Origin of the sequence: Pseudomonas sp. dw_612, from assembly GCF_018449725.1 — a bacterium.
Taxonomy (GTDB): Bacteria; Pseudomonadota; Gammaproteobacteria; order Pseudomonadales; family Pseudomonadaceae; genus Aquipseudomonas.
The window spans coordinates 76,789-102,752 of sequence record NZ_JAAVVC010000023.1 but is presented as its reverse complement, the minus strand read 5'-3'; the positions used below and the strand labels follow the sequence as shown (position 1 = coordinate 102,752).

Annotated in this window: 28 protein-coding genes; 17 read left to right on the top strand and 11 right to left on the bottom strand. The window is 60.4% G+C overall.

Features of this window, described 5'->3' with window-relative positions; all coding sequences use genetic code 11:
- Positions 1–13: 13 nt before the first annotated feature.
- Positions 14–382 carry a hypothetical protein gene (locus tag HB680_RS27335; RefSeq protein ID WP_213941499.1) on the bottom strand — a complete coding sequence of 123 codons (369 nt, stop codon included), beginning with the start codon at positions 380–382 and terminating at the stop codon, positions 14–16.
- A 224-nt stretch (positions 383–606) separates the two neighbouring features.
- Here HB680_RS27335 and HB680_RS27330 point away from each other — a divergent pair, with 224 nt between their 5' ends.
- Both HB680_RS27330 and HB680_RS27325 read left to right on the top strand, forming a co-directional pair.
- The gene (locus HB680_RS27330; RefSeq protein ID WP_213941498.1) at positions 607–1,905 is read left to right on the top strand and encodes a serine/threonine protein kinase; all 1,299 of its coding nucleotides are present in this window, start codon (positions 607–609) and stop codon (positions 1,903–1,905) included.
- A complete protein-coding gene (locus HB680_RS27325) occupies positions 1,898–2,686 on the top strand; it encodes an MlaA family lipoprotein (protein WP_213941497.1) in 789 nt (262 codons plus the stop codon). Before HB680_RS27330 ends, HB680_RS27325 begins: the two co-directional genes overlap by 8 nt.
- Before the next feature lie 184 nt (positions 2,687–2,870).
- On the opposite strand, the gene HB680_RS27320 is transcribed toward HB680_RS27325, so the two are convergent.
- Positions 2,871–3,785 (bottom strand): DUF808 domain-containing protein, encoded by a 915-nt coding sequence (locus HB680_RS27320; RefSeq protein ID WP_213941496.1) that lies wholly within the window; start codon positions 3,783–3,785, stop codon positions 2,871–2,873.
- 134 nt (positions 3,786–3,919) lie between these two features.
- Between HB680_RS27320 and HB680_RS27315 the strand changes: the two genes are divergently transcribed.
- The gene (locus HB680_RS27315) at positions 3,920–4,525 is read left to right on the top strand and encodes a TetR/AcrR family transcriptional regulator (RefSeq protein ID WP_123409110.1); all 606 of its coding nucleotides are present in this window, start codon (positions 3,920–3,922) and stop codon (positions 4,523–4,525) included.
- A 115-nt stretch (positions 4,526–4,640) separates the two neighbouring features.
- Here HB680_RS27315 and HB680_RS27310 read toward each other — a convergent pair whose 3' ends face one another.
- Both HB680_RS27310 and HB680_RS27305 read right to left on the bottom strand, forming a co-directional pair.
- Complete coding sequence (locus tag HB680_RS27310; RefSeq protein WP_213941495.1) at positions 4,641–5,099, bottom strand: transposase; 459 nt, start codon at positions 5,097–5,099, stop codon at positions 4,641–4,643.
- A gap of 216 nt (positions 5,100–5,315) precedes the next feature.
- Positions 5,316–5,756 carry a heme-binding protein gene (locus tag HB680_RS27305; protein ID WP_213941494.1) on the bottom strand — a complete coding sequence of 147 codons (441 nt, stop codon included), beginning with the start codon at positions 5,754–5,756 and terminating at the stop codon, positions 5,316–5,318.
- A 268-nt stretch (positions 5,757–6,024) separates the two neighbouring features.
- Between HB680_RS27305 and gcl the strand changes: the two genes are divergently transcribed.
- The 8 genes from gcl (at position 6,025) to HB680_RS27265 (ending at position 15,705) form a co-directional block, all read left to right on the top strand.
- The gene (gene gcl, locus HB680_RS27300; protein ID WP_054049424.1) at positions 6,025–7,800 is read left to right on the top strand and encodes a glyoxylate carboligase; all 1,776 of its coding nucleotides are present in this window, start codon (positions 6,025–6,027) and stop codon (positions 7,798–7,800) included.
- Between the two features lie 157 nt (positions 7,801–7,957).
- A complete protein-coding gene (gene hyi / locus HB680_RS27295; protein WP_054049422.1) occupies positions 7,958–8,740 on the top strand; it encodes a hydroxypyruvate isomerase in 783 nt (260 codons plus the stop codon).
- A 148-nt stretch (positions 8,741–8,888) separates the two neighbouring features.
- Positions 8,889–9,782: a 2-hydroxy-3-oxopropionate reductase gene (locus tag HB680_RS27290; protein ID WP_213941493.1), complete on the top strand. Its 894-nt coding sequence runs from the start codon at positions 8,889–8,891 to the stop codon at positions 9,780–9,782.
- A 152-nt stretch (positions 9,783–9,934) separates the two neighbouring features.
- Complete coding sequence (locus tag HB680_RS27285; RefSeq protein WP_213941492.1) at positions 9,935–11,215, top strand: glycerate kinase; 1,281 nt, start codon at positions 9,935–9,937, stop codon at positions 11,213–11,215.
- Positions 11,205–12,620, top strand: coding sequence for a pyruvate kinase (gene pyk / locus HB680_RS27280; protein WP_213941491.1), 1,416 nt, complete (start codon positions 11,205–11,207; stop codon positions 12,618–12,620). The genes HB680_RS27285 and pyk overlap by 11 nt, the downstream gene beginning before the upstream one ends.
- Before the next feature lie 120 nt (positions 12,621–12,740).
- On the top strand, positions 12,741–13,655 hold the full coding sequence (locus HB680_RS27275; RefSeq protein WP_213941490.1) for an urea transporter: 915 nt from the start codon (positions 12,741–12,743) through the stop codon (positions 13,653–13,655).
- Between the two features lie 21 nt (positions 13,656–13,676).
- Complete coding sequence (locus HB680_RS27270) at positions 13,677–14,501, top strand: ion transporter (RefSeq protein WP_213941489.1); 825 nt, start codon at positions 13,677–13,679, stop codon at positions 14,499–14,501.
- Between the two features lie 208 nt (positions 14,502–14,709).
- Positions 14,710–15,705: a sulfate ABC transporter substrate-binding protein gene (locus tag HB680_RS27265; RefSeq protein ID WP_054049411.1), complete on the top strand. Its 996-nt coding sequence runs from the start codon at positions 14,710–14,712 to the stop codon at positions 15,703–15,705.
- Between the two features lie 196 nt (positions 15,706–15,901).
- On the opposite strand, the gene HB680_RS27260 is transcribed toward HB680_RS27265, so the two are convergent.
- Entirely contained in the window at positions 15,902–16,531 is a 630-nt protein-coding gene (locus HB680_RS27260) for a DUF5666 domain-containing protein (RefSeq protein WP_213941488.1), read from the bottom strand.
- Positions 16,532–16,766: 235 nt separating this feature from the next.
- Between HB680_RS27260 and HB680_RS27255 the strand changes: the two genes are divergently transcribed.
- Both HB680_RS27255 and HB680_RS27250 read left to right on the top strand, forming a co-directional pair.
- On the top strand, positions 16,767–17,972 hold the full coding sequence (locus tag HB680_RS27255) for an MFS transporter (protein WP_213941487.1): 1,206 nt from the start codon (positions 16,767–16,769) through the stop codon (positions 17,970–17,972).
- A 30-nt stretch (positions 17,973–18,002) separates the two neighbouring features.
- Complete coding sequence (locus HB680_RS27250) at positions 18,003–18,842, top strand: hypothetical protein (RefSeq protein WP_213941486.1); 840 nt, start codon at positions 18,003–18,005, stop codon at positions 18,840–18,842.
- 59 nt (positions 18,843–18,901) lie between these two features.
- Here the strand turns inward: HB680_RS27250 and HB680_RS27245 are convergent, their stop codons facing one another.
- Together HB680_RS27245 and HB680_RS27240 are read right to left on the bottom strand one after the other, a co-directional pair.
- Positions 18,902–19,306, bottom strand: a complete 405-nt coding sequence (locus HB680_RS27245) for a type II toxin-antitoxin system HicB family antitoxin (protein WP_213941485.1) — start codon at positions 19,304–19,306, stop codon at positions 18,902–18,904.
- Positions 19,306–19,518 (bottom strand): type II toxin-antitoxin system HicA family toxin, encoded by a 213-nt coding sequence (locus HB680_RS27240; protein WP_163909086.1) that lies wholly within the window; start codon positions 19,516–19,518, stop codon positions 19,306–19,308. Before HB680_RS27240 ends, HB680_RS27245 begins: the two co-directional genes overlap by 1 nt.
- A gap of 222 nt (positions 19,519–19,740) precedes the next feature.
- On the opposite strand from HB680_RS27240, the gene HB680_RS27235 reads away from it, so the two are divergent.
- From HB680_RS27235 to HB680_RS27220, 4 genes are all read left to right on the top strand, one after another.
- Positions 19,741–20,397 carry a peroxiredoxin-like family protein gene (locus HB680_RS27235; protein ID WP_213941484.1) on the top strand — a complete coding sequence of 219 codons (657 nt, stop codon included), beginning with the start codon at positions 19,741–19,743 and terminating at the stop codon, positions 20,395–20,397.
- Positions 20,398–20,445: 48 nt separating this feature from the next.
- Positions 20,446–21,165 (top strand): SDR family oxidoreductase, encoded by a 720-nt coding sequence (locus HB680_RS27230; RefSeq protein WP_213941483.1) that lies wholly within the window; start codon positions 20,446–20,448, stop codon positions 21,163–21,165.
- Positions 21,166–21,323: 158 nt separating this feature from the next.
- A complete protein-coding gene (locus tag HB680_RS27225) occupies positions 21,324–22,211 on the top strand; it encodes a LysR family transcriptional regulator (RefSeq protein WP_213941482.1) in 888 nt (295 codons plus the stop codon).
- Positions 22,212–22,295: 84 nt separating this feature from the next.
- Positions 22,296–22,763: a helix-turn-helix domain-containing protein gene (locus tag HB680_RS27220; protein WP_133839097.1), complete on the top strand. Its 468-nt coding sequence runs from the start codon at positions 22,296–22,298 to the stop codon at positions 22,761–22,763.
- Positions 22,764–22,775: 12 nt separating this feature from the next.
- On the opposite strand, the gene phnP is transcribed toward HB680_RS27220, so the two are convergent.
- Genes phnP through phnL form a run of 4 tightly spaced genes read right to left on the bottom strand, consistent with a single transcriptional unit; the run spans position 22,776 to position 25,939 of the window.
- Positions 22,776–23,525, bottom strand: coding sequence for a phosphonate metabolism protein PhnP (phnP, locus tag HB680_RS27215; RefSeq protein ID WP_213941481.1), 750 nt, complete (start codon positions 23,523–23,525; stop codon positions 22,776–22,778).
- On the bottom strand, positions 23,516–24,085 hold the full coding sequence (gene phnN / locus HB680_RS27210; RefSeq protein WP_213941480.1) for a phosphonate metabolism protein/1,5-bisphosphokinase (PRPP-forming) PhnN: 570 nt from the start codon (positions 24,083–24,085) through the stop codon (positions 23,516–23,518). The genes phnP and phnN overlap by 10 nt, the downstream gene beginning before the upstream one ends.
- A complete protein-coding gene (locus tag HB680_RS27205) occupies positions 24,085–25,230 on the bottom strand; it encodes an alpha-D-ribose 1-methylphosphonate 5-triphosphate diphosphatase (RefSeq protein WP_213941479.1) in 1,146 nt (381 codons plus the stop codon). The genes phnN and HB680_RS27205 overlap by 1 nt, the downstream gene beginning before the upstream one ends.
- Positions 25,220–25,939 (bottom strand): phosphonate C-P lyase system protein PhnL, encoded by a 720-nt coding sequence (gene phnL, locus HB680_RS27200; protein ID WP_213941478.1) that lies wholly within the window; start codon positions 25,937–25,939, stop codon positions 25,220–25,222. The genes HB680_RS27205 and phnL overlap by 11 nt, the downstream gene beginning before the upstream one ends.
- Between the last annotated feature and the right edge of the window lie 25 nt (positions 25,940–25,964).

Genomic DNA, 25,964 nt, shown 5'->3' with positions numbered 1-25,964 from the left:
CGATCTTTTTCTATCAGGCGCTACGAGAATCCCGTACCAGACGCAGAGCAGCAATCACCACCGCAAACACCGCCAATGTCGTGTTGTACAACGCCAACGCCGGGAACCCCAGCACCAGGGCCAACACCGCCAGCCACCACCCTGCCCGGCCCGGCACCACAAACCCGATGACCGCCGCGGCCAATGCGCCCCAACCCAATACCTTGAAGTGAATCATCAGCCCGAGGTTCGACCGGACCTGGCATTCCCAACGGCTCGCTTCGTCCACGCAGAGGCCGACCCATTGCGCATCCTCCATAAAGCCATAACGCGCGCCATAACTGGCGGCCAGCCATAAAGGCAGCAAAACAAGCAGCAGAATCACGGGCAGACGGCGGGACATGAAGCACTCCAATTAACGAAAACGGCGGCCAGCTTAATCGCCCGGCGGCCTTATACAAGTGTTAACAACAGTTAACTGGGCAGCGAATCACTGCAAAGTGTATCGTCCAGCTACTATTACTCCGAATTAAGCCCTGATTGGTGCCGATCCATGGCACTTTGGCGCAAACCCCGTGGTCATAGCCTGCGAACCTCATTCGGCACCTTTTTCTAAGGGATCTAGTCATGCTCCGTTCCTTGCGCTTCGCCGCCCTGTTTGGCGGCCTTATTTTGAGTGCGTCCGCACTGGCGGTCGACATCGACGCCGCCAGCTATGGCTACCCCTTGACCAACCCGTTCGAGGCGACCATTGCCACGACTCCACCGGAATTGCGCCCGGAGTTGCCGGCCAACGAAGACATCAATCAGCAGGACCGCAGCGTGCGGTTGCGCCCGGAGCGTGAATTCAGCCTGCCGGACAACTTCTGGGCGGTGAAGAAACTCACCTACCGCATCGCCACTCAGGATCACGCCGCCCCGCTGATTTTCCTGATCGCCGGCACCGGCGCGCGCTATGACAGCAGCCTCAACGAATACCTGAAAAAGCTCTATTACAAGGCTGGCTACCACGTGGTGCAACTGTCGTCGCCCACCAGCTTCGACTTCATGAGCGCCGCTTCACGCTTCGCCACGCCCGGTATCACCAAGGAAGACGCCGAAGACATGTACCGGGTGATGCAGGCCGTGCGGGCGCAAAACCCGAAGACGCCGGTCACCGACTACTACTTGACCGGCTACAGCCTGGGCGCACTGGATGCCGCGTTCGTCGCACACCTGGACGAAACCCGTCGCAGCTTCAACTTCAAGAAAGTCTTGCTGCTCAACCCGCCAGTCAACCTCTACACCTCGATCACCAACCTCGACAAGCTGGTGCAAACCGAGGTCAAGGGCATCAACAACAGCACCACCTTCTATGAACTGGTGCTGAACAAACTGACCCGCTACTTCCAGCAAAAAGGCTACATCGACCTCAACGATGCCCTGCTCTATGACTTCCAGCAGTCCAAGCAGCACCTGACCAACGAACAGATGGCCATGCTGATCGGCACCTCGTTCCGCTTCTCGGCGGCCGATATCGCCTTTACCTCGGACCTGATCAACCGCCGTGGCCTGATCACCCCGCCGAAATACCCGATTACCGAAGGCACCAGCCTCACGCCGTTCCTCAAGCGTGCGCTGCAGTGCGACTTCGACTGCTACATCACCGAGCAAGTCATCCCGATGTGGCGCGCCCGCACCGACGGCGGCAGCCTGCTGCAACTGATCGACCAGGTAAGTTTGTATGCGCTGAAGGATTACCTGCATGACAGCCCGAAAATCTCGGTCATGCACAACGCCGATGACGTGATCCTCGGCCCTGGCGACCTGGGTTTCCTGCGCCGCACGTTCGGCGACCGCTTGACCGTTTACCCATTGGGCGGCCATTGCGGCAACCTTAACTATCGCGTCAACAGCGACGCCATGCTGGAGTTCTTCCGTGGCTAAATATCTCCTGCTTATCGCAGCGTTACTCTGTGCAGGCGTCGCCAATGCCGACAACAGCAAAGCTAACGCACCGGTTGTCGTCGGTAGCGACGGGTTCAAAGAACCGCTGAGCAAACTCAAGTTCAACCCGGGCCTGGACCAACGCGAGTTCGAACGCTCGACGCTCAACGCGCTGAACGTCTATGACCCGCTGGAAGAGTGGAACCGTCGGGTCTACCACTTCAACTACCGCTTCGACCAATGGGTGTTCCTGCCCGTGGTCGATGGTTATCGCTACGTCACCCCAAGCTTCGTGCGCACGGGTGTGAGCAACTTCTTCAATAACCTCGGTGACGTGCCGAACCTGCTCAACAGCCTGCTGCAGCTCAAGGGTCATCGCTCGCTGGAAACCACCGCGCGCCTGCTGCTCAACACCACGATCGGCGTCGCTGGCCTGTGGGACCCGGCCACCGCCATGGGCCTGCCGCGCCAAAGCGAAGACTTCGGCCAGACGTTGGGCTTCTACGGCGTGCCGGGCGGTGCCTACTTCGTCCTGCCGATCCTCGGTCCCTCCAACCTGCGCGACACCGCAGGCCTGGTGGTCGACTACACCGGTGAAGCCGCGGTCAACTTCCTGAACGTCTCCGAAGTCAGCTCCAACCACCCGGAAATCTGGGTCCTGCGCGGCGTCGACAAACGCTACCAGACCAGCTTCCGCTACGGTCAGTTGAACTCGCCGTTCGAGTATGAAAAGGTGCGTTACGTCTACACCGAGTCGCGCAAGTTGCAGATCGCCGAGTAACTTCAGCGAAAACAAAAAAGGCCATTCGATGCGAGTCGAATGGCCTTTTTCATATCCCGACCTCGCTACAAATCCCCTGTGGGAGCGGGCTTGCTCGCGAAGGCAGCTTCACATTCAACAGAGATGCTGACTGACACACCACTTTCGCGAGCAAGCCCGCTCCCACATTGGATTGTGGTGACCTTCAGCTTTTCACTGACTTCCAGATCTTGCTTACGAGCATCACACCAGCCAACACCACAGCCCCCGCCGCAATCCCCGCCACCGCATTCAGCAACGTCGGCACGATAAACCCGGCACCACCCGCCCCCGCACTAACGCTTTCAATCCAGTGATGCACCACCGGCACGCCGTGGGTCAGAATCCCGCCGCCGACCAGGAACATCGCCGCCGTACCAATCACCGACAGGCTTTTCATCATGTACGGTGCCGCGCGCAGGATCGCCCCGCCGATGCTTTTGGCCATCTGCCCTGGTTTCTGCGTGAGCCACAGGCCCAGGTCGTCGAGTTTGACGATGCCCGCCACCAGCCCATAGACGCCGATGGTCATGACAATGGCGATGCCCGACAGCACGATCACTTGCTGGGTCAGCGAAGCGTCGGCCACGGTGCCGAGGGTGATGGCGATGATTTCCGCGGAAAGAATGAAGTCTGTGCGGATCGCGCCTTTGATCTTGTCCTGTTCGAACGCCACCAGATCGGTTGCCGGATCAGCCACGGCCTCGATCAGTTGCGCGTGCTCGGCGTCATCTTCAGCCTTGCTGTGCAGGAACTTGTGGGCCAGTTTCTCGAAACCCTCAAAGCACAGGTAAGCACCGCCGACCATCAACAACGGCGTGACCAGCCACGGAATGAACACGCTGATGGCCAATGCCGACGGCACCAGGATCAGTTTGTTGAGGAACGAGCCCTTGGCCACCGCCCATACCACCGGGATTTCCCGCTCGGCGCGAACGCCGCTGACCTGCTGGGCGTTGAGCGCCAGATCATCACCGAGCACGCCGGCGGTCTTCTTGGTGGCCATTTTGGTCATCAACGCCACATCGTCGAGTACCGCGGCAATGTCATCGATCAGCAACAGCAAACTGCTTCCTGCCATGAATCAGGCTTCCTTCTTGAATGGATGCTGCGCAGCATAGCGCGGCCGCGCGTCGCACGGGGCATTCTTGAGCGCCGCGCGAGGCCGGTGCTACCATGCGCAACCGCCAGAACAGGCAAGGAACCACCTGGTTTATGAGCACTATCCGCGAGCGCAACAAAGAACTGATCCTGCGTGCCGCCAGTGAAGAATTTGCCGACAAGGGCTTCGCTGCGACCAAAACCAGTGATATCGCGGCCAAGGCGGGATTGCCCAAGCCCAACGTCTACTACTACTTCAAATCCAAGGAAAACCTCTACCGCGAGGTCCTGGAAAGCATCATCGAGCCGATCCTGCAGGCCTCGACGCCCTTCAACGCCGACGGCGTGCCCAGCGAAGTGCTGAGTGGCTACATCCGCTCCAAAATCCGCATCTCCCGCGACCTGCCCTTCGCCTCCAAGGTGTTCGCCAGCGAAATCATGCACGGCGCCCCGCACCTGAGCGCCGACCTGGTCGAACGCCTAAACGGCCAGGCCAAACACAACATCGACTGCATCCAGACCTGGATCGACCGCAACCAAATCGCCCCTATCGACCCCAACCACCTGATGTTCAGCATTTGGGCCGCGACCCAGACCTATGCCGACTTCGACTGGCAGATCTCGGCGGTGACCGGCAAAGCCAAGCTGGACGAAGCAGATTACGAGGCGGCGGCGCAGACGATTATTCGGTTGGTGTTGAAGGGGTGTGAGCCGGACTGATAGACCGCAGCGCGGCTGTTCGCGAGCAGGCTCGCTTCCACACTCGATCTCCGCAACACTGAAGATCCCTTGTGGGAGCGGGCTTGCTCGCGAAGGGGGCACCTCGGTCCAAAGCCTAAAGCCAAATAGCATCCCACAACGGATAATCGCCATACCGCTTCACTAAGCCCACCCGCAATGGGTTGGCCACCACATACCGCGCAACCTTCACCAAACACTCCTCTCGCCGCAAAGCACGATCATGAAACCCCTGCTGCCAGAGACTGCCTGTTCTGCCCGCGGCCTCATTGATTGCTCGTGCACTCAAAGATTTGGTCTGGCACATCAACTGGCCCAGTGACCCTTTTTGCAGCTGGATCAACCAATGAAAATGGTCAGGCATGACGACAAAAGCCAAAGTGTCGGCAAACCCCTGATCCTGTGCTTGCTTGAATTGGTGCACGACCATCCGGCCCAGGATGTAGTCCCTGAAAACAGGTTCTCGCATGAGAGTGTTGGCAGTTAGAAGGTATATGCGGTTTTGCTCGGCGTAGCGGCCGATGCGCAGACGGTGTGAAGCTGACAGCTCAGGCATTCCTTTGCCCCTTTCATGATTGAGTCATGAGAAGGCTAGACCTGAGGTCAGGAGATGGTGGTTCAGACTTTTAGCTGGATGTGTCTGGAGGATCGCCTTCGCGAGCAAGCCCGCTCCCACAGGGGGATTTGTGGTATTCACACATTTTGTGTCCACCACCGAACCCTTGTGGGAGCGGGCTTGCTCGCGAAAGCGCCAGATCAATCAACAAAGATCTTAAGCACTAACCCCCGCATCCGCCCGCAACCCCTGCGCTTCAATCGCGCTAATCGCGCACTGTTCATCCACATCCGACAGATCGCCGCTGATGCCGACAGCCCCCAGCACGTTCCCCTCCGAATCCCGAATCAACACACCACCCGGTGCCGGCACCACACTGCCTTGCCCCAGGCTATTCAGCGCGGCAATAAACGCCGGTCGTTGTTGCGCATCCAGCGCCAGCAGACGCGAGCCTTTGCCCAGGGCAATCGCGCCCCAGGCTTTGCCGATGGCGATGTGTGGGCGTAGCAGGCTCGCGCCGTCTTCGCGTTGCAAAGAAATCAGATGGCCGCCGGCATCGAGTACCGCGATGGTCAGGGGTGCGGCGGAAACTGCACGCCCGGCGGCGATGGCCTGGGTCGTCAGGTTGACTGCGTCTTTCAAGGTTAAAGCGCTCATGGTGCCGTCCTCATTTTGTTATTGGGAAAGCGGTGGGCCTGCGGTTTTGTGCCGCAGTCCGATGCAACAAATAGAACACAATAGATTATTTATTTGTATACAATAATTCTCGAAAAGCGCCACATGCGACGAAAAGCCACAGCAGAACGGGCTTCCGACGAATGAAACAGTCGCTTGAGAAAATGGATTGACCTGCGCCGTCCGCCGTGAATACACTCTGCGCAAAGCCACTTGTATACAATTACAAAACGTAAGAGGCACCAAAACCATGAGCAAAATGAGAGCAATCGAAGCCGCCGTTCTGGTGATGCGCCGCGAAGGGGTTGATACCGCTTTTGGCATCCCGGGCGCCGCGATCAACCCGCTGTACTCCGCCCTGCAGAAGGTCGGTGGCATCGATCACGTCCTCGCTCGCCACGTGGAAGGCGCTTCGCACATGGCCGAGGGTTACACCCGCACCAAGGCCGGCAACATCGGCGTGTGCATCGGCACTTCCGGCCCGGCCGGCACCGACATGGTCACCGGCTTGTACAGCGCCTCGGCGGACTCGATCCCGATCCTGTGCATCACCGGCCAGGCACCACGGGCGCGCATGCATAAAGAAGACTTCCAGGCCGTCGACATCACCGCCATCGTCAAGCCAGTGACCAAGTGGTCCACCACCGTCATGGAACCGGGCCAGGTGCCATATGCGTTCCAGAAAGCCTTCTATGAAATGCGCTCCGGCCGTCCAGGCCCGGTGTTGATCGACCTGCCATTCGACGTGCAGATGGCCGAGATCGAATTCGACATCGACGCCTACGAACCGCTGCCGCTGGCCAAACCCACCGCCAACCGCGTACAAATCGAGAAGGCCCTGGCCATGCTCGACCAGGCCGAGCGTCCATTGCTGGTGGCCGGTGGCGGCATCATCAACGCCGACGCCAGCGAGTTGCTGGTGGAGTTCGCCGAGCTGACCGGTATTCCAGTGGTCCCGACCCTGATGGGCTGGGGCACGATTCCAGACGATCACCCGTTGATGGTCGGCATGGTCGGCCTGCAAACCTCGCACCGCTACGGCAACGCGACGATGCTGAAGTCGGACGTGGTGCTGGGCGTCGGCAACCGTTGGGCCAACCGTCACACCGGCTCGATCGACGTCTACACCGAAGGCCGCAAGTTCATTCACGTTGATATCGAACCAACCCAGATCGGCCGCGTGTTCACCCCGGACCTGGGCATCGTGTCCGACGCCGCTGCCGCGCTGACCGTGTTCATCGAAGTCGCTCGCGAATGGCAAGCCGCCGGCAAGCTGAAAAACCGCAGCGCCTGGCTGCAAGACTGCCAGCAGCGCAAGGCCAGCCTGCACCGCAAGACCCACTTCGACAACGTGCCGGTCAAGCCGCAGCGTGTGTACGAAGAGATGAACCAAGTGTTCGGCAAAGACACGTGCTACGTCAGCACCATTGGTCTGTCGCAGATTGCCGGCGCGCAGTTCCTGCACGTCTACAAGCCGCGTCACTGGATCAACTGCGGCCAGGCCGGCCCGTTGGGCTGGACCATTCCGGCGGCGCTGGGCGTGGTCAAGGCTGACCCGACCCGCAAGGTCGTGGCTCTTTCGGGCGACTACGACTTCCAGTTCATGATCGAAGAATTGGCGGTGGGCGCGCAGTTCAAGCTGCCGTACATCCACGTTGTGGTAAACAATTCGTACCTGGGGCTGATCCGTCAGGCCCAGCGCGGTTTCGACATGGACTACTGCGTGCAGCTGTCCTTCGATAACCTGAACGCTCCGGAGCTCAACGGTTACGGTGTCGATCACGTCGCCGTCGCCGAAGGCCTCGGTTGCAAGGCTCTGCGTGTCTTCGAACCGGGTCAGATCCAGCCTGCCCTGCGCAAGGCTCAGGAGCTGATCGAAGAGTTCAAGGTGCCGGTGATCGTCGAGATTATCCTGGAGCGCGTGACCAACATTTCCATGGGCACCGAGATCAACGCCGTCAACGAATTTGAAGACCTGGCGCTGGTCGGTAACGACGCACCAACGGCGATTTCGTTGCTCGATTGAGAATGACCTGAACCTGTAGCAGCTGCCGAGGCACGAGGCTGCGTTGCGTGTCCGCAGGACCGCCATCGAAGGGCCGCCATCGGGGGCCGCTTCGCAGCCCAACGCAGCCTCGTGCCTCGGCAGCTGCTACAGGTCCTATATTTTACGGGAGACCACCATGCCGCGTTTCGCAGCCAACCTGTCCATGCTGTTCACCGAACAGGATTTTCTCGCCCGTTTTGAAGCGGCCGCCAAGGCCGGCTTCAGTGGTGTCGAGTACCTGTTCCCCTACGACTTCAGCTCCGCTGAGATCAAGGCCAAGCTCGATGCCAATGGCCTGACCCAGGTGCTGTTCAACCTGCCGGCCGGCGACTGGGCCAAGGGCGAACGCGGTATCGCGTGCCTGCCGGATCGGGTCGAAGAGTTCCGCGCCGGAGTTGATCTGGCCATCGCTTACGCCAAGGTGCTAGGCAATACCCAGATCAACTGCCTGGCGGGTATCCGTCCACAAAACGTCGACGACGCCACCGTGGAAAAAACCTTTGTCAGCAACCTCAAGTACGCCGCCGACAAGCTGCAAGCGGCGGGCATCAAATTGGTGATGGAAGCGATCAACACCCGCGACATTCCCGGTTTCTACCTGAACAACACGGCGCAAGCCCTGTCGATTCGCGAACAGGTCGGCAGCGCCAACCTGTTCCTGCAATACGACATCTACCACATGCAAATCATGGAAGGCGACCTGGCCCGCACCCTGCAATCGCACCTGGGCGAGATCAACCATGTGCAGTTGGCGGACAACCCGGGGCGCAATGAGCCGGGCACCGGTGAAATCAACTACCGCTTTCTGTTCGAACACCTCGATCGCATTGGTTATCAGGGTTGGGTTGGTTGCGAATACAAGCCGCTAACCACCACCGAAGCAGGCCTCGGCTGGCTGAAAACCCATAACGCGATCTGATCCAAGACCGCGTCATCGTTCTTCGCGGGCAAGCCTTGCTCCTACAGGGGCCGGGCTGTCTGTAGGAGCGAGGCTTGCCCGCGAAGGCGCCCTCGCTGACACCCCACGAATTTTGCGACCAGAGCAATAAAAACAAGAGGATTTTCTCATGGCTAAAATCGGATTTATCGGCACCGGCATCATGGGCCACCCAATGGCGTTGAACCTGCAGAAAGCCGGTCACAGCCTGTTCCTGTCGGCGCATCACGATGCTGCTCCGGCTGATCTGATCGCCGGTGGCGCCGTCGCCCTGGCCAACCCGAAAGAAGTCGCGCAAGAAGCCGAATTCATCATCATCATGGTGCCGGATACCCCGCAGGTCGATGACGTGCTGTTCCGCGCCGACGGCATCGCTGCCGGTGTCGGCAAGGGCAAAGTCGTGATCGACATGAGCTCGATCTCGCCGACCGCCACCAAAACCTTCGCCGCCAAGATCAACGAAAAAGGTGCCCAATACCTCGACGCGCCGGTATCCGGCGGTGAAGTCGGCGCCAAAGCTGCGAGCCTGAGCATCATGATCGGCGGCGATGCCGACGCCTTCGAACGCGCCTTGCCACTGTTCCAGGCCATGGGCAAAAACATCACCCTGGTCGGTGGCAACGGCGACGGTCAAACCGCGAAAGTGGCGAACCAGATCATCGTCGCGCTGAACATCCAGGCCGTGGCTGAAGCCCTGTTGTTCGCCTCGAAAAACGGTGCCGATCCAGCCAAGGTGCGTGAAGCGCTGATGGGCGGTTTCGCGTCCTCGAAGATCCTCGAAGTGCACGGCGAGCGCATGATCAAAGGCACCTTCGATCCAGGCTTCCGCATCAGCCTGCACCAGAAGGACCTGAACCTGGCCCTGCAAGGCGCCAAGGAACTGAACATCAACCTGCCGAACACCGCCAACGCCCAGCAAGTGTTCAGCACCTGCGCGGCCATCGGCGGCAGCAACTGGGACCACTCGGCGCTGATCAAGGGCCTGGAACACATGGCGAATTTCTCGATTCGCGATAACAAATAAGCCCTGCACAAAACCCTGTGGGAGCGGGCTTGCTCGCGAAGGCGCCGGCACAGTCAATATTGATGTCGCCTGACATACCGCTTTCGCGAGCAAGTCCGCTCCCACAAGGAACCGAGTTGCCCTCCAAATAACAAGAATTCCGGGAGCCCGCCATGTCGGTCGATCCGCAACACCTGCTGCGCGAACTGTTTGCCACAGCCATCGACGCGGCCCATCCGCAGCAAGTCCTTGAAGCCCATTTACCCAAAGATCGCAGCGGTCGCGTGATTGTGATCGGCGCCGGCAAAGCCGCAGCCGCCATGGCCCAAGTGGTCGAGCGCTGCTGGCAGGGCGAAGTCTCCGGCCTGGTGGTGACCCGCTACGGCCACGGCGCCCCTTGCGAAAAAATCGAAGTGGTCGAAGCCGCGCATCCGGTACCGGATGCGGCCGGATTGGCCGTGGCCAAACGGGTGCTGGAACTGGTCAGCAACCTGAGCGAAGACGACCGCGTGATCTTCCTGCTGTCCGGCGGTGGCTCGGCGCTGCTCGCCCTGCCGGCGCCAGGCATTACCCTCGCCGACAAGCAATCGATCAACAAAGCCCTGCTCAAATCCGGCGCGACCATCGGCGAGATGAACTGCGTGCGCAAGCACCTCTCGGCGATCAAGGGCGGTCGTCTCGGCAAGGCCTGCTGGCCGGCGACTGTGTATACCTACGCGATTTCCGATGTGCCGGGCGATCTCGCGACCGTCATCGCTTCCGGCCCGACCGTGGCCGATCCGAGCACGTCCGCCGAAGCCCTGGCGATCCTCAAACGCTACAGCATCGAAGTCCCGGCCTCAGTGCGCACCTGGCTGCAAAGCCCGGAATCGGAAACCGTCAAACCCGGCGATCCGAGCCTGACACGCAATCACTTCCAACTGATCGCCCGCCCACAGCAATCCCTGGAAGCGGCGGCGGTGAAATGCCGTCAGGCGGGTTTCAGCCCGCTGATCCTCGGCGATCTGGAAGGTGAATCCCGGGAAGTGGCGAAAGTCCACGCCGGCATCGCCCGGCAAATCGTCCTGCATGGCCAGCCCTTGGCGGCGCCGTGCGTGATTCTCTCCGGCGGCGAAACCACGGTCACCGTGCGCGGCAATGGACGCGGCGGGCGTAACGCCGAATTCCTGTTGAGCCTGACCGACAGCCTCAAAGGCCTGCCAGGCGTCTACGCCCTGGCCGGTGACACCGATGGCATCGATGGCTCCGAAGACAACGCCGGCGCAATCATGACCCCGGACAGCTACGCCCGCGCCATTGCCCTCGGTCTGAGCGCCAGCGACGAGTTGGACAACAACAATGGCTACGGCTATTTCGAGGCGCTGGATGCCCTGATCGTCACCGAGCCGACCCGCACCAACGTCAACGACTTCCGCGCCATCCTGATCCTCGAGAGCACAAAAAATGACGCCTGATAAAAAGGTCAAAATCCTCGCCACCCTGGGTCCGGCGACTGACGGGATCGAAGACATCCGCGAGTTGGTCGAGGCCGGGGTCAATATCTTTCGCCTGAATTTCAGCCACGGCGATCACGCTGACCATGCCCAGCGTTATCAGTGGATTCGTGAAGTCGAACGTCAACTGAATTACCCGCTCGGCATCCTGATGGACCTGCAAGGCCCGAAACTGCGGGTCGGCAAGTTTGCCGAGGGCAAGGTGCAATTGCATCGCGGCCAGGCCCTGCGCCTGGACCTCGATTCGACGCCGGGAGATGAACGCCGGGTCAACCTGCCGCATCCGGAAATCATTGCCGCCCTGGAGCCGGGAATGGACCTGCTGCTGGACGACGGCAAGTTGCGGCTGCGGGTGGTGACCAAGTATTCCGACGCGATCGACACCACGGTGTTGAATGGCGGCGAATTGTCAGACCGCAAAGGCGTGAACGTGCCGCAAGCGGTGCTCGACCTGAGCCCGCTGACCGCCAAGGATCGTCGCGATTTGAGCTTCGGTCTGGAGCTGGGTGTGGACTGGGTGGCGCTGTCGTTTGTGCAGCGCCCGGAAGATATCCAGGAAGCCCGGGCGTTGATCGGCGACAAAGCGTTTTTGATGGCGAAGATCGAGAAGCCGTCGGCGGTGACTCATCTGCGGGAAATTGCTGAGTTGAGCGACGCAATCATGGTCGCTCGCGGAGACCTGGGCGTGGAAGTGCCGGCCGAGAGCGTGCCGCAGATCCAGAAAAACATCATCACCGTTTGCCGCGAACTCGGTAAGCCGGTGGTGGTGGCGACACAGATGCTGGAATCGATGCGCTTCTCCCCGGCCCCGACCCGCGCCGAGGTCACCGACGTGGCCAACGCCGTAGCGGAAGGCGCGGATGCGGTGATGCTGTCGGCGGAAACCGCGTCCGGCGAATACCCGCTGGAAGCGGTGCAGATGATGAGCAAGATCATCCGCCAGGTGGAGAACGGTCCGGATTATCAGACGCAATTGGACGTGAGCCGGCCGAAGGCTGAAGCCACGGTTTCAGATGCGATCAGTTGTGCGATTCGGCGCATCAGTAATGTGCTGCCGGTGGCGGTGCTGGTGAATTACAGCGAGTCCGGCACTTCGAGTTTGCGAGCGGCGCGGGAGCGGCCGACGGTGCCGATCCTGAACCTCACGCCCAATCTGCAAACCGCTCGCCGCCTGACCGTGGCGTGGGGCGTGCACTCGGTGGTGAATGATCGGCTGCGGCAGGTCGATGAGGTGTGCTCGACGGCGCTGGAGATTGCCCAGGCGCAAGGCATGGCGCAGCGCGGCGATACGTTGTTGATTACCGCGGGGGTGCCGTTTGGGCAGCCGGGGTCGACTAATTCATTGCGTATCGAGACGTTGATTTAGCGCCTGTACCGGCCTCTTCGCGGGCAAGCCTCGCTCCTACAGGGACAGCGTATTTCTGTGGGAGCGGGCTTGCTCGCGAATGGGGCGACTCAGTCTCCCTGACACACCAAAGACTTCATCATGCCTGCCAACCACTTCAACACCCACTGCCCCGACTGGGCCACTGCCCTGCTCAACGGTTTCAGTCAGATCTTCCTCCAGCGCCATCCGCTGTGCGGTCTGCTGTGCCTGTTGGCGATTCTTTTTACCGCGCCGACGCTGCTCGGCGGTGCGCTGCTGGGCGGGGTCGCCGGGTTGCTCACCGCGCAACGTCGCGGCTATGCCAAGGCTGATCGCCAGGCCGGGCTGTTCAGTTACAACGGTGTCCTGCTCGGCCTGCTGCTGAGCCTGTATTTCCCTTGGTCCGCGATGTTGCCCCTGGTCATCATTGCCTGCGGCGGGCTGAGCGCGATGATTACTCAACAGTGGCTCAAACGTGCACGGGTCAGCCAATACCTGCCTGCCTATACGGCGCCCTTCGTGGGGATGAGCTGGTTGCTGCTGTGCTTCGCCACACCGTCGACAACCGCGCACTTGATCGAAGTCAGTGCGCTGAACATGCTCGCCGCGCCCCTCAAAGGCCTCGGCCAGGTGATGTTCCTCGGCCATCCGCTGGCCGGTGCGATGATTGCCGTGGGTTTGCTGATCGCTGATCGCCGTGCCTTCTGCTGGGCGTTGCTGGCGTCCGTCGCGGGCATGGCCTGGAGCCTGCTGCATCATGACTTCTATAGCGCATTGATCGGCCTCGGTGGTTACAACGCCGTGCTCGCCGCCCTCGCCTTCAGCTCCCAGCGCCAGCAGCCGTGGCTGCCTTTGGTCGGCATCGCATCGGCGCTGTTGCTGACGCCGGTGTTTGCCGCCATCGGTCTGCCGACGCTCACCGCGCCGTTCATCCTCGCCGGCTGGCTGATCCGCACGGCGGTTCAAACATTTGGCAAGACCACGGCCGCCGGTACGCCTTGCGCTCTGGAGGAGAATCACCCTAGGCTTCGCTGATTCTCGGTTCAGGCGTTATCCATGGACATCAGCAAAAACTGGCGTGAAGAGCTTTACGTCATGGTTTTCCAGAGCGACACCAAGGCCGGGCGCCGTTTCGACGGCATCTTGCTGTTGATCATCCTGGCCAGCATCGTGATCGTGATGCTCGACAGCATCGACGCGATCCACCAGAACTACGCCAACCTGCTGGCGTACATCGAGTGGGGCTTCACCGTCATCTTCGCCATCGAATATGGCCTGCGCCTGTACTGCTCGCCCAAACCGTTGCGCTACGCGTTCAGCTTTTACGGGCTGGTGGATTTGCTGGCGATCGTGCCCGGTATCCTCGCGCTGTATTACGCCGATGCGCAGTACCTGCTGATCATCCGGATCATCCGGATGCTGCGGATTTTCCGCGTGCTCAAGCTCAGCCCGTACCTCAAGCAAGCCAACTATTTGATGTCGGCGTTGCGCGGCAGCAAGCAGAAAATCGTGGTGTTCCTGGTCAGCGTCTGCACCCTGGTGACGGTGTTCGGCACCTTGATGTACGTGATCGAAGGCCCGGAGCATGGTTTCACCAGCATCCCCAAAGGCATCTATTGGGCTATCGTGACGCTGACCACCGTGGGCTTCGGCGACATCGTGCCGAAGACGCCCCTGGGTCAGGTGATTTCGTCGCTGGTGATGATCACCGGTTACTCGATCATCGCCGTGCCGACAGGGATTTTCACCGCTGAACTGGCCAACGCCATGCGCGGCGAACAACTGCAACACGACTGTCCGGTGTGCAAGAAAAACAGCCACGAACATGGCGCGGCATTTTGTTCGCGGTGTGGCAACGCGTTGTTCAAGAAACTGGAATAAGCAAAGTGCTTTTTAATCTTTAAAGGACTATGCGAGCCCGGCTATAGTCGCTGGCAAAACGATGGCTATACCTCCAATAACTGAAAATAACCCGTAGGAGCTGCCGAAGGCTGCGATCTTTTGATCTTGATCTTCAACGAGTCTGATGACGTTGAAGGTCAAAAGATCGCAGCCTTCAGCAACTCCTACGCAAAACAAGGAATGCGCAGTGAAAAAACTCTTTGGCGCCTCACTTCTGGCCGCTGGCCTGGCACTGACCAGCGTGGCTCAGGCCGCACCGACCCTGCTTAACGTTTCCTACGACGTGATGCGGGATTTCTACAAGGACTACAACACTGCGTTCCAGAAACACTGGCAAGCCGAGCACAACGAAAACATCACCTTGCAGATGTCCTTCGGCGGCTCCAGCAAACAGGCGCGCTCGGTGATCGACGGCCTGCCGGCTGACGTCATCACCATGAACATGGCCACCGACATCAACGCCTTGGCGGACAACGGCAAACTGGTGCCGGACAACTGGGTCACCCGCTTGCCGAACAACAGCGCGCCGTTCACCTCGGCCACGGTTTTTATCGTGCGCAAAGGCAACCCGAAAGCCCTCAAAGACTGGCCCGACCTGCTCAAGGACGGCGTGCAAGTGATCGTGCCTAACCCGAAAACCTCGGGCAACGGCCGCTACACCTACCTCTCGGCCTGGGGCTATGTGCTGAAGAATGGCGGCGACGAAAACAAGGCCAAGGCCTTCGTCGGCAAACTGTTCAAACAAGCCCCGGTGCTGGACACCGGCGGCCGCGCAGCCACTACCACCTTCATGACCAACCAGATTGGCGACGTGCTGGTGACCTTCGAAAACGAAGCGGAAATGATCGCCCGCGAGTTTGGCCGCGACCAGTTTGAAGTGATCTACCCGAGCGTGTCCGCTGAAGCCGAACCGCCGGTGTCTGTCGTCGATAAAGTCGTCGACAAAAAAGGCACCCGCGCCGCTGCGGACGAATACCTGAAATACCTGTGGTCGCCAGAAGGCCAGGAGATTGCAGCGGCAAACTACCTGCGTCCGCGTGACCCGGCGGTGTTGGCCAAGTACACCGATCGTTTCCCGAAAGTTGATTTCCTCTCGGTAGAGAAGACCTTTGGTGACTGGCGCACCGTGCAGAAGACCCACTTCAATGATGGCGGGGTTTTTGATCAGATTTATGCGCAGTAACCGCTGAGCAGCCATGAAAAAGGCGACCTGCAGAGGTCGCCTTTTTTGTGCCCGAACATCAGATTTATATTCACTGAGGATTCCCCTGTGGGAGCGGGCTTGCTCGCGAAGGCGGTGTGTCATTCAACACCTCTTTTGAATGTGAAGCCGCTTTCGCGAGCAAGCCCGCTCCCACAGGGGGATTGGGAGTCGGCGCTTACATCGGCGGCGTCACGCCATCCTTACCGGCCGAGATGGACTGCGCTGTCAGCGTTCCATCCGCGCTCTGGGTCACGAACGTCACGATCTTCACCCCGACCTTGAGCAAGCTGCGATCCCCCGGCATCAGGTTGACGATCGGCACATCCTCTGGCACCAAAATCTTCTGTTGGCCGCCCTTGTAGTTGACGGTCAAAGTGCGGCCATTGCTGACCACCAGATCACCGACACTGCCGTTGGTCATGCTGCTGCCCTTGGCCAGGTCGAAAGGCCGATGGCCATCGCCGCTGCCGGCCAGTTCCGGCGGGAAGACGTGAACTTCCAGCGCCTTGAGGGTGCCGTCATCCTGCGGAATGGCCGCCGAGCCGATGTAGCTGCCGGGTTTGATGTCTTCGATATTGGCCAGGGTAACGGCGCGGACCTTGGTGTCCGGGGCCAGGTTGATGACCACGTTTTCGCCGCGGTTGGTGTGGACTTTCAAGCTGTCGGCGCTGACGCCGGTAATCTCGCCGCGCACGCCGATGCGCGTGCCCGGGGCGTCGGCAGCCTGGGCGGCAGTTGCTGTGAACAAGCTGATCAAGGTAACCACTGACGCACCCCGAATCAGCTGACGAAACATCGCATTCATGGAAGTGCCTTCCTGTTATGAAACGTGAAGAGAGAACATAAGCACGCTATCGAACAAGATGTAAGTGAATGTATCATCTGACCTCAATGTTTTGACGCAAGGTTCATCGGTGGACATCACGCGCGTCCGTCACTCATTCCGCAATGGAATGATTACTATCACTCCAACCTCTCTTCCGCCGTTCCGGTCAGCCGATTAGCCTGCGCGCATTCTCTTTTGCTCAGCGAGACACGTTATGAACCCAGCGACCCAGGTGCCCCACGGCGCCACGACAATGACCCGCGGCATGGTGCTGCTGTTCGCCTTCTGCTGCGGCGCCATTGTGGCCAACATCTATTACGCCCAGCCGATCATTGGTTTGATCGCGCCGGATATCGGCCTGACCAGCACCATGGCCAGTTTCATCGTGTCGCTGACCCAGATTGGTTATGCGCTGGGCCTGTTCTTCCTGGTGCCGCTAGGTGACCTGCTGGAGAACCGCAAGCTGATGATCATCACCACGCTGGTGGCAATCGCGAGCCTGCTCGGTGCCGCGTTTACCGATCAGCCGAATGTGTTTTTGCTGATCTCGCTGCTGGTGGGTTTCAGTTCGGTATCGGTACAGATCCTCATTCCTTTGGCCGCACATCTGGCGCCGGAAGAATCTCGCGGCCGGGTGGTCGGCGGGATCATGGGCGGTTTGCTGTTGGGGATTCTGCTGGCGCGGCCGGTGTCCAGCGTGGTGGCTGACCACTTCGGCTGGCGCGCAATGTTCATCATTGCGGCGGCGCTGATGGCGGCGATCAGCATCGTGCTGGCGTTGACGATTCCCAAGCGCCAGCCTGATCACAGCGCTTCTTACGGTCAGTTGCTCGGTTCTCTGTGGACCTTGCTGCGTCAACAACCGGTATTGCGTCAGCGGGCGTTTTACCAGGGTTGCATGTTCGCCACCTTCAGCCTGTTCTGGACCGCCGTGCCGCTGGAACTGGCACGCAATCATGGCCTGAGCCAGACCCAGATCGCGATCTTTGCCCTGGTCGGCGCCATCGGTGCCATCGCCGCGCCGATTGCCGGACGCCTGGCGGATGCCGGCCACACCCGCATCGCATCGCTGCTGGCCCTGGTGTTCGCCAGCCTGAGTTTCCTGCCCGCGTTCATCCACCCGGCCTACAGCGTCATCGGTCTGGCCGTCACCGGCGTGGTCCTCGACTTCTGCGTGCAGATGAACATGGTCCTGGGCCAACGCGCGGTCTACGCCCTCGACGCCAAAAGCCGCAGCCGTTTGAACGCGCTCTACATGACCAGCATCTTCATCGGCGGCGCATTTGGTTCTTCGGTGGCCAGCGCGGTATATGAACACGGCGGCTGGTTGTGGATCGTGATTGTGGGCAGTGCGTTTCCGTTGTTGGCGTTGGTGCGGTTTTTGAGTGTTTCGCGCGTCGCAGAGCCCGTGCCGGCCTGATCGAGCCCCCTATCGACGCAGCGGGCGTGGATGTTTATCCTCACGCCCGCTCAGGTGCCTGTAATCATCCAGGCACACACGGAGCTGCCGTCGAACAGCGCAATCAAGGAAGATTTCCCCCTCATGACTTCGAAAAACCCTGAGCGTCTGCGACGCCAGCGTAAGGCGTTGCGCGATAAAGAACGCAAAGCCAACCCTCCTCCCGTGGCTGAAACCGACTTTACGCAAGTTATCGCCGAACTGAAGGAAGAACAACGAACCCGGCACGAGAGTCGTTTTGCCACCAACTTTGTGGTGTGGACGTTGGCAGTGGTGTTCTACGCCCTCGTCATGCTGGTGATGATCTACAACCCGGGAATCTGGCTTGGTAATCAGAGCTGGGCCTGGAAGATTGGCAAATACTTTCTGCCGATGATGACCTGGCCTTATCTGCTGAACTTGTTGTTTTCCAGAGTGGGGGTGGTGCGCGCCTGGGGCCTGTCCGTTCTCGCCAGTTGCATATGGTGGTTCGGCTGCCTGTTTCTGCAGTTCGGCGAGAAGGCGGTGGTGATGTACAACGAAGCGTCGCCGGCGCAGACCGTTACAGCGTGCATGGACTCCATTAGGAGAACCTATTCCTTCGACTTTATGAGCACCCGGCAAAGGAACAAGCCAACCCCAGGCATCCCCTACACAACCTTTCGCCTCAGCCCTCAGAACAGCAGCATCAGCCCGCTCACCAGTGCAGACACACGGGGACATGTTGACGAGTCCTACACCGGCGAAGTTGAAATAGCCCTGAGTCAAAGTGCACTGGGAACGTCGATCAGGGAGCTCATCAGCCACCATGGTATGACTGACCTTTGCAGACCTCCCGATCAAGCGCGATGACACGTTGATCGCTCACGGGCATGCCCTTTGCCGGCTTGCCCGTGAACATGTTGTTTCATTCAATGCCGAACCAATTTTTCCATCGCCGCATCCGCCAAAAAGGAGGAGCGGCTTTTGACGTTATGTTCCCGCACATAGCGGTCGATACGCTGGATGACATAGCCGGGCAATGTCACGTTGACCTTCTCGGTTTTGCCCATGTAAGGCGCAATGTCCAGCTCCAGCATTCCCCAGCCCATATCAGCAAACTCGGGATTGCCACGGTGTGCGGCCGCTGAAGTCGGCATTGGAATCGGCTCCCCGTCAGCCGCAATCTCCTGCAGCATGATGTGAGCAATCTCAATCGCCGCGTTATAGGCGTCTTCAAACGTATCCCCGGCAGTGACTGCGCCCGGAATATCGGGGATCTGAATACCGATGGCGGTGTTCTCGTCGCCCCACTCGATACAGATGGGATATTGCATTATGGATCTCCTGTGTAACTGGCAGGCGGGCAATACAGCCCGGCTCGCCTCCTGATGCTTTTAACCGTCCCGATCGGTAAATCTTTTTTCGGGTGCGGGACGGGAATCGTGTATGGGTTGTAACGGTGAGTGAAGATGTGATGACTGCCGGTGACCCGATCCAGTGTCCAGCCCGCCTCCTCCAGCTCCTTGATCAATAGCCTGCTTTGCACCACCAGCCTCCTTGCTCCGGCCAAACAAAAGTAACTCTAGAGTTATCTTTATTCAAGCATGAAAACTGGAAGTACGACGTTCGGTTGTTTTACAGAGTGTGATTCGAGACACGACATTCCCCCAAAGAATGAATCCTATGCCCCCCACCCACGTTCCGCCCTCTCCCGCCCAAGGTCACCATTGATCCCAGCCAACCGGCTTCCCCACCAAGGATTACGATCATGACCCTGCAAGCACAACTCGATGCCTTCAAAGCCGATTTCAAGGCCGGTAAACCGCCCTACAACGCTCCGGCGGAAATCCACCCGATCATGGAGCGCGCCACCGCTGAGTTGATCGCTTCCGGCGCGGCCGGCAAAGCCCTGAAGGTCGGGGACAAGGCGCCGTTGTTTACCCTCAAGGATCCCGATGGCAAACCCGTGTCTTCCGCCGATTTGCTGGCCAAGGGTCCGTTGGTGCTGACGTTCTATCGCGGGGTCTGGTGCCCATACTGCAACATGGAGTTGCAAGCCCTGCAGGCCTTCCTGCCGACGTTGCAAGAGGCTGGCGCTAACCTGGTGGCGATCTCGCCGCAGATCGCCGCCAACAGCCGCAAATCGGTGCGCACCAATGGGCTGGAATTCCCGATCTTGAGCGACACTCACAACGATGTGGCGCAGGCTTTTGGCCTGCGCTTCGAGTTGCCGGATTACCTGGTCGAGTTGTACAAGAACCTGCGTAACGATTTGCCGACCTTTAACGATGATCCGTCCTGGACCCTGCCGATGCCGGCGCGTTATGTGATCGGTCAGGATGGCGTGATTCGTTACGCCGAGGTCAACCCGGATTACACTCAGCGGCCAGAGCCTGAAGCGATGCTGGATGCGCTTCGCGGCTGAACCGATCAAGTGCCGCCTGACCCGCGGCACGTCCTGAAAGGAATTGTCATGACCCGACGCACATTTCTCATCACCGGCGCCAGCAAAGGCATTGGCCGTGCTGTGGCCGAGCACCTGGACCGTGCCGGTCATCGCGTGGTCGGCATTGCCCGGACACCCGACCTGACGTTCCCCGGCACGCTGTTTCCACTGGACCTGAGCGACCGGGCGCTGACCCGGGAAGTGCTGGCGGATCTGGCCGCCACGTATGAGTTCGACGGCCTGGTGAACAACGTCGGCCTGGTTCGGCCGCAGGTGTTGGGGGAAATCGACCTTGATGCTTTCGACGACGTGATGCGGGTCAACCTGCACTCGGCCCTGCAAGCAACCCAGACGCTGCTGCCGAATATGCGCGCCAAAGGCTGGGGTCGGGTGGTGAATATTTCCAGCCTCACAGTGCTCGGGATCACCCAACGCACCGCGTATGCGGCGGCGAAAGCGGCACTGGTCAGCTTCACCCGATCCTGGGCACTGGAACTGGCGCAAACCGGGATTACGGTCAACGCCGTGGCCCCCGGCCCGACGGAGACGGAACTGTTCCGCGCCAACAACCCGGTTGGCAGTGAAGGTGAAGCGCGTTATCTGGCTGGCGTGCCGATGGGCCGGTTGGGGCAGCCGGAAGAAATCGCTTCGGCGATTACGTTTCTGTTGTCCGAGCAGAGCGGCTTCATCACCGGGCAGACGTTGTTTGTCGATGGCGGGGCTTCGGTGGGTAAAGCAGCGTTTTGATAACGATCTGCCCCCCCATCATTCTCTTGTGGGAGCGGGCTTGCTCGCGAAGGCGGCTTCACATCCAACAGAGATGTTGACTGACCGACCGCTTTCGCGAGCAAGCCCGCTCCCACAGGGGATCCCCTGCAACAGTCAGACTTGCACAAGGACTTCAGATGGACCGCCTGGCCGCAATGGAAACCTTCGTCTACGTCGTGGAAACCGGCTCGTTTTCCGCAGCGGCGCGGCGTCTGAATATCGGCCAGCCCGCCGTGTCGAAAACCATCGCGCAACTGGAAACCCGGCTGTCGGTGCGGCTGTTGTTGCGTTCCACCCGCGGCCTGACCCCCACCGAAGCCGGGCTGGCCTTTTTCGACCGGGCCAAGCGCGCCATCGAAGAAGCCAACGAAGCCGACAACGCGGCGCGCGGTGCCGCCAGTGGTTTGACCGGCAACCTGCGGATCTGCGCCGCGGTGACTTTCGGCCGGTTGCACATCGTCCCGCACCTGGGGCCGTTTCTTGAGCAGCACCCGGAATTGAACATCGATTTGATGCTCGACGACCGCAACGTCAACCTGGTGGAAGAAGGCGTCGACATCGCCCTGCGCATGGGCGCCCTGAGCGACTCCGGCCTCACCGCGCGCAAAGTCGCCGAATGCCGGCGCCTGGTGCTGGGCACGCCGCAGTACTTTGAACAACACGGCAAACCGGCCTGCCCGGCCGAGCTGACTAAACATCAGGCGGTCGTCTACAGCCTGGGCGGCGGCGCCCATTGGCCGTTCAAGAAATCCGGCGAAGAGCACCCGGTGATCATCAGCGGCCGAATCCGCGTCAACGCCGCCGAAGGCCTGCGCGAATCCGTGCTGGCTCACCTGGGGCTGACCATGGCGTCCGAGTGGATGTTTGCGCCAGAACTGGCCAGCGGTGCGGTGGTGGAAGTGATGCGCGATTGGACCTTGCCGAATCAGGACCTGTGGGCGGTGTTTCCGACGGGGAGAATGGCCAGTGCCAAGGCGCGGGCGTTTGTTGATTACGTTCAGGCGTTGATGGCAAAAGAGTCTTAAACAAGCGCTGTTTTCGTTTATTGCGATTTTCGTTTGATTCGAATAGCCTCTCCAACATTGCTACTCAGAATGTTGGAAACCATCATGTCTTTAGTCATCCATCCACCGATCAACCTGCCCATGGCCCGCGAAGTTCAGGCCGCCATCGAAGGCCAGCGTGCCCTCACCGCCTATCTCGCGACGCAATTCGAAACCCAGCGCATCCAGATTTTCGACGAGCAGAACGAGGCCCACAGCGTCGAACTGCCGACTTCCGCCCTTCGATTGCTGGTCGACATTCTGGCCGCGCTGGCAGAAGGCAATGCCGTCAAAGTCGTTCCCGTTCACGCAGAACTGACGACCCAGGAAGCGGCGGACCTGCTCAATGTCTCACGCCCGCACCTCATCAAGCTGCTGGAGTCCGGCGAGTTGTCCTACCACAAAACAGGCAAGCACCGACGTGTGCGCTTTGCCGATTTGATGGAATATAAAAACCGGCGCGACACCGCCAGCGAGCAAGCAATGACGCTTCTCGCCGAGCAAGCACAAGCGTTAAGGACAGGATACGAGTGAGGCACTCCCCTTTCAGATCACCTCCCCATCAAATCCAACCCCGACATTCCCCGGCAATTCATCACGATGCTCCAGCAACCACACATCCAGCGTATGGCCAACATGGGTCAGCACCGCTTGCTGCGGGTTCAGTTCGTCGATGCAGTGCAACGCCAGGGTCAGGTCGTTGTGATTGCGCGGTGCCTGGGGTTGTGGCGGTATCGAGCAGTCGAGTACCAGTACATCAAGGGGTGTGCGTTGCAGCCATTGGCGGGTGGCGGGTGGCAGGCCGACGGTGTCGGTGAGGTAGGCGATGCGTCGTCCTTCGCCTTCCAGCAGGTAGCCGAGGGTGGGTCTGGAGTGTTGCAACGGTAGCGCGGTGACGCTGAGCGGGCCGAATTGCCGGGTTTCAAAATGGGCAAACGGTTGGCTGAAGTCGAGAATGCCGGGGTGTTTGTAGAGGTCTGCCAGGCCTTCCGGATCCACCGGGCCGTGCACCGGAATCACCAGGCCCTGGCCCCAGCGCAGGTGCAGCAAGCCTTGGGCGTGATCGGCGTGGTAGTGGGTCTGGAAGATGCCGTTGAAGCTGTGGGGCGGGAAGCGTTCGGTGAGGTCGGGCAGGCCGCTGTCGATCAACCAGCGCTGATCGCCGCATTCGATCAACGCGCTGCAGGGCCGACGTCGGCGTCGCTCATCGCGGCGAGCCAGGTCGCAGGCGACACAGGCGCAGCCGTAGACCGGCACCTGTCGCGCATCACCGGTGCCCAATAATGTCAGGCGCATACGGTTTGCCCATCGACGCAGGCCAGTAAGCGCTCGACCGTGAGCGCCAGCGGTCCGGAGTTGTCGAGCAGGTGCAAGGCGGGGTCGTGGTCGGCCAGCAGGCGCTCGCTGAAACGTGCATTGCGCGCCAGTCGCGCCTCGATCTCGGCGACGGATTCACGCCCTCGCGCCAGCAGCCGTTGACGCAAAACCGCCTGATCAACACTCAGTAGCAGGACCAGCAACTGCGGGTAGCGCTGCCGAACCCGCGGCAGATGCCCCCGCGAACCATTGACCAACACATCCTGCCCCGTTGTCAGCCAATCATCGATTTCCCGGGGGATGCCGTAGGCCAGACCATTGGCCTGCCAGCTCAGGGCAAACGCACCCCGGGCCTCCATTTCGGCGAATTGGTGCGCACTGACGCCCAACGCCGACTCGCCGACCGCTTCCGCCGAACGGGTGATCACTCGTCGCACGATGCGACAGCCGCGTTCGGCCAACGGCACGCGTGCGGCATCCAGCAGGCTGTCCTTGCCCGAACCTGAAGGCCCGATGAGATAGATCAACCTGCCCGCCATCAAAACACCCTCTTCGCTTGTCGCCACACTTGTTGCACCACCGGCAACCCCTCCCGGGTCCTGGCCTGTACCAGGTCCGCCCGCAAACCCACCGCAATCTCGCCGCGGTCGCTCAACCCCGCCGCCCTGGCCGGCGCCAGGCTGACCATGCCGACCGCCTGCGCCAGATCGCAGTCATTGTCCTGGGCCGCCAGCAAAAACGCCGCTTGCAGCAAGCTCGCCGGGTAGTAATCACTGGAGAGGACATCCAGCAAGCCTGCGCCGGCCAGATCAGCGGCGGCCACGTTACCCGAGTGGGAGCCGCCACGGACGATGTTCGGTGCGCCCATCAACACTTTCATGCCCAATTGCTGACTGCCACGCGCCGCCTCATGGGTCGTCGGGAACTCGGCGATGGTCATGCCGTAGCGCGCCGATTCCTCAACGTGGGCCAGGGTCGCGTCGTCATGACTGGCCACGGACAGGCCCAGGGCCAGGCAATGCTCGACAATCGCCGCGCGATAGCGGGTGCTGTACTCCCGGGAGTTGGCCATTTGCAGGACGATGAACTCGTCCATCTGCGTGGTCGTCAGGTGATATTTGCCCATGTAGTACTCACGGTACTTGGACTCCAGGACAAATTGACGCTGGCCTGGCGAGTGGTCCATCACCGACACCAATTGCACCAGCGGATGCTGCACCAGGTCACGAAACACGCTGAGGGTATCCGGATGGCACAGCTCGCAACGCAGGTGCAGACGGTGTTCGGCACGGGTCAGCCCGGCATCGGAAGCGCTGGAAATCGCCTCCAGCATCGCCGGCAGTTTCTGCATGCGATTGCCTTTGGGGTTCACGTCGCCGATGGACACCGCGTCGAACACCGTAGTGATGCCGGCCGCGATGATTTGCGCGTCGTGACTGAGCACCGCCGAGGTCGATGGCCAGTCCACGCCGGGGCGGGGGGTCATGTGTTTTTCCAGGTTGTCGGTGTGCAACTCCACCAGGCCCGGCAACAGGAAATCACCATTGAGGTCCTGGGCCTGGGGCAGTCGGCTCGGGCCTTCGGCGACCTCGGCGATCAGGCCGTCGCGCAGCACCACACTGCCGAGGAACACACGGTCAGCGGTGACCAGCCGGGCATTGCTGAGGATCTGTTCAGCGGACATGGGCGAATGCCTCTTGGTTGACAGCGGCTGGGGTCATGTCGAGATGGCGATCAGCAACCGCCTCGCGGGCGGTGCGGTCGTGGAAGATGCCGATCAACGCGGCACCTGCCGCTTTCGCTTCGTTCATCAGTTCCAGCACCACTTGGCGATTGGTGTCATCCAGGGATGCCGTGGGTTCATCGAGCAACATCACCGGCCAAGCCACCATAAAGCCGCGAGCGATATTGACCCGCTGCTGCTCGCCTCCGGAGAACGTGCTGGGGGCCAACTGCCAGAGGCGCTGCGGGATGTTCAAGCGGCTGAGCAGCAGCTCGGCGCGAGATTGCGCGAGCGACCTGGACCAGCCACGGGCCAAAGCTGGCTCCATCACCACGTCCAGGCACGCGACACGCGGGATCACCCGCAGGAACTGACTGACATAGCCCAGGGTGCGCTGGCGCACCTGCAAAATGTCTCGCGGCTCGGCGCCCACCAGCTCCAGCCAGTGACCGTCGTGCTGCACGCGAATGCTGCCGCCGGCCGGCAGATAGTTGCCATACAGGGTGCGCAGCAAGGTGCTTTTGCCGGCACCGGACTGGCCGTGCAGCACCAGGCACTCGCCAGCGGCCACGTTGAAATCCACCCCGCTCAGCACATTCAGGACCACGCCGTGCTGTTGATGCAGGGTGAAGGTTTTCGAGAGGCCACGGACCTCGATCAAAGTATTCATCGCTCGGATTTCCACAGATGGACGG

Bases quoted from the DNA above. Each gene is read 5' to 3' on its own strand.
- HB680_RS27235 (WP_213941484.1), top strand. From the start codon at position 19,741: ATGACCCTGCAAGCACAACTCGATGCCTTCAAAGCCGATTTCAAGGCC.
- HB680_RS27260 (WP_213941488.1), bottom strand. From the start codon at position 16,531: ATGAATGCGATGTTTCGTCAGCTGATTCGGGGTGCGTCAGTGGTTACC.
- HB680_RS27270 (WP_213941489.1), top strand. From the start codon at position 13,677: ATGGACATCAGCAAAAACTGGCGTGAAGAGCTTTACGTCATGGTTTTC.
- HB680_RS27245 (WP_213941485.1), bottom strand. From the start codon at position 19,306: ATGCAATATCCCATCTGTATCGAGTGGGGCGACGAGAACACCGCCATC.
- HB680_RS27285 (WP_213941492.1), top strand. From the start codon at position 9,935: ATGTCGGTCGATCCGCAACACCTGCTGCGCGAACTGTTTGCCACAGCC.
- HB680_RS27205 (WP_213941479.1), bottom strand. From the start codon at position 25,230: ATGTCCGCTGAACAGATCCTCAGCAATGCCCGGCTGGTCACCGCTGAC.
- HB680_RS27335 (WP_213941499.1), bottom strand. From the start codon at position 382: ATGTCCCGCCGTCTGCCCGTGATTCTGCTGCTTGTTTTGCTGCCTTTA.
- HB680_RS27310 (WP_213941495.1), bottom strand. From the start codon at position 5,099: ATGCCTGAGCTGTCAGCTTCACACCGTCTGCGCATCGGCCGCTACGCC.
- HB680_RS27250 (WP_213941486.1), top strand. From the start codon at position 18,003: ATGTTTATCCTCACGCCCGCTCAGGTGCCTGTAATCATCCAGGCACAC.
- phnN (WP_213941480.1), bottom strand. From the start codon at position 24,085: ATGGCGGGCAGGTTGATCTATCTCATCGGGCCTTCAGGTTCGGGCAAG.
- phnL (WP_213941478.1), bottom strand. From the start codon at position 25,939: ATGAATACTTTGATCGAGGTCCGTGGCCTCTCGAAAACCTTCACCCTG.
- HB680_RS27255 (WP_213941487.1), top strand. From the start codon at position 16,767: ATGAACCCAGCGACCCAGGTGCCCCACGGCGCCACGACAATGACCCGC.
- HB680_RS27290 (WP_213941493.1), top strand. From the start codon at position 8,889: ATGGCTAAAATCGGATTTATCGGCACCGGCATCATGGGCCACCCAATG.
- HB680_RS27225 (WP_213941482.1), top strand. From the start codon at position 21,324: ATGGACCGCCTGGCCGCAATGGAAACCTTCGTCTACGTCGTGGAAACC.
- phnP (WP_213941481.1), bottom strand. From the start codon at position 23,525: ATGCGCCTGACATTATTGGGCACCGGTGATGCGCGACAGGTGCCGGTC.
- HB680_RS27320 (WP_213941496.1), bottom strand. From the start codon at position 3,785: ATGGCAGGAAGCAGTTTGCTGTTGCTGATCGATGACATTGCCGCGGTA.
- hyi (WP_054049422.1), top strand. From the start codon at position 7,958: ATGCCGCGTTTCGCAGCCAACCTGTCCATGCTGTTCACCGAACAGGAT.
- gcl (WP_054049424.1), top strand. From the start codon at position 6,025: ATGAGCAAAATGAGAGCAATCGAAGCCGCCGTTCTGGTGATGCGCCGC.
- pyk (WP_213941491.1), top strand. From the start codon at position 11,205: ATGACGCCTGATAAAAAGGTCAAAATCCTCGCCACCCTGGGTCCGGCG.
- HB680_RS27330 (WP_213941498.1), top strand. From the start codon at position 607: ATGCTCCGTTCCTTGCGCTTCGCCGCCCTGTTTGGCGGCCTTATTTTG.
- HB680_RS27275 (WP_213941490.1), top strand. From the start codon at position 12,741: ATGCCTGCCAACCACTTCAACACCCACTGCCCCGACTGGGCCACTGCC.
- HB680_RS27315 (WP_123409110.1), top strand. From the start codon at position 3,920: ATGAGCACTATCCGCGAGCGCAACAAAGAACTGATCCTGCGTGCCGCC.
- HB680_RS27220 (WP_133839097.1), top strand. From the start codon at position 22,296: ATGTCTTTAGTCATCCATCCACCGATCAACCTGCCCATGGCCCGCGAA.
- HB680_RS27230 (WP_213941483.1), top strand. From the start codon at position 20,446: ATGACCCGACGCACATTTCTCATCACCGGCGCCAGCAAAGGCATTGGC.
- HB680_RS27305 (WP_213941494.1), bottom strand. From the start codon at position 5,756: ATGAGCGCTTTAACCTTGAAAGACGCAGTCAACCTGACGACCCAGGCC.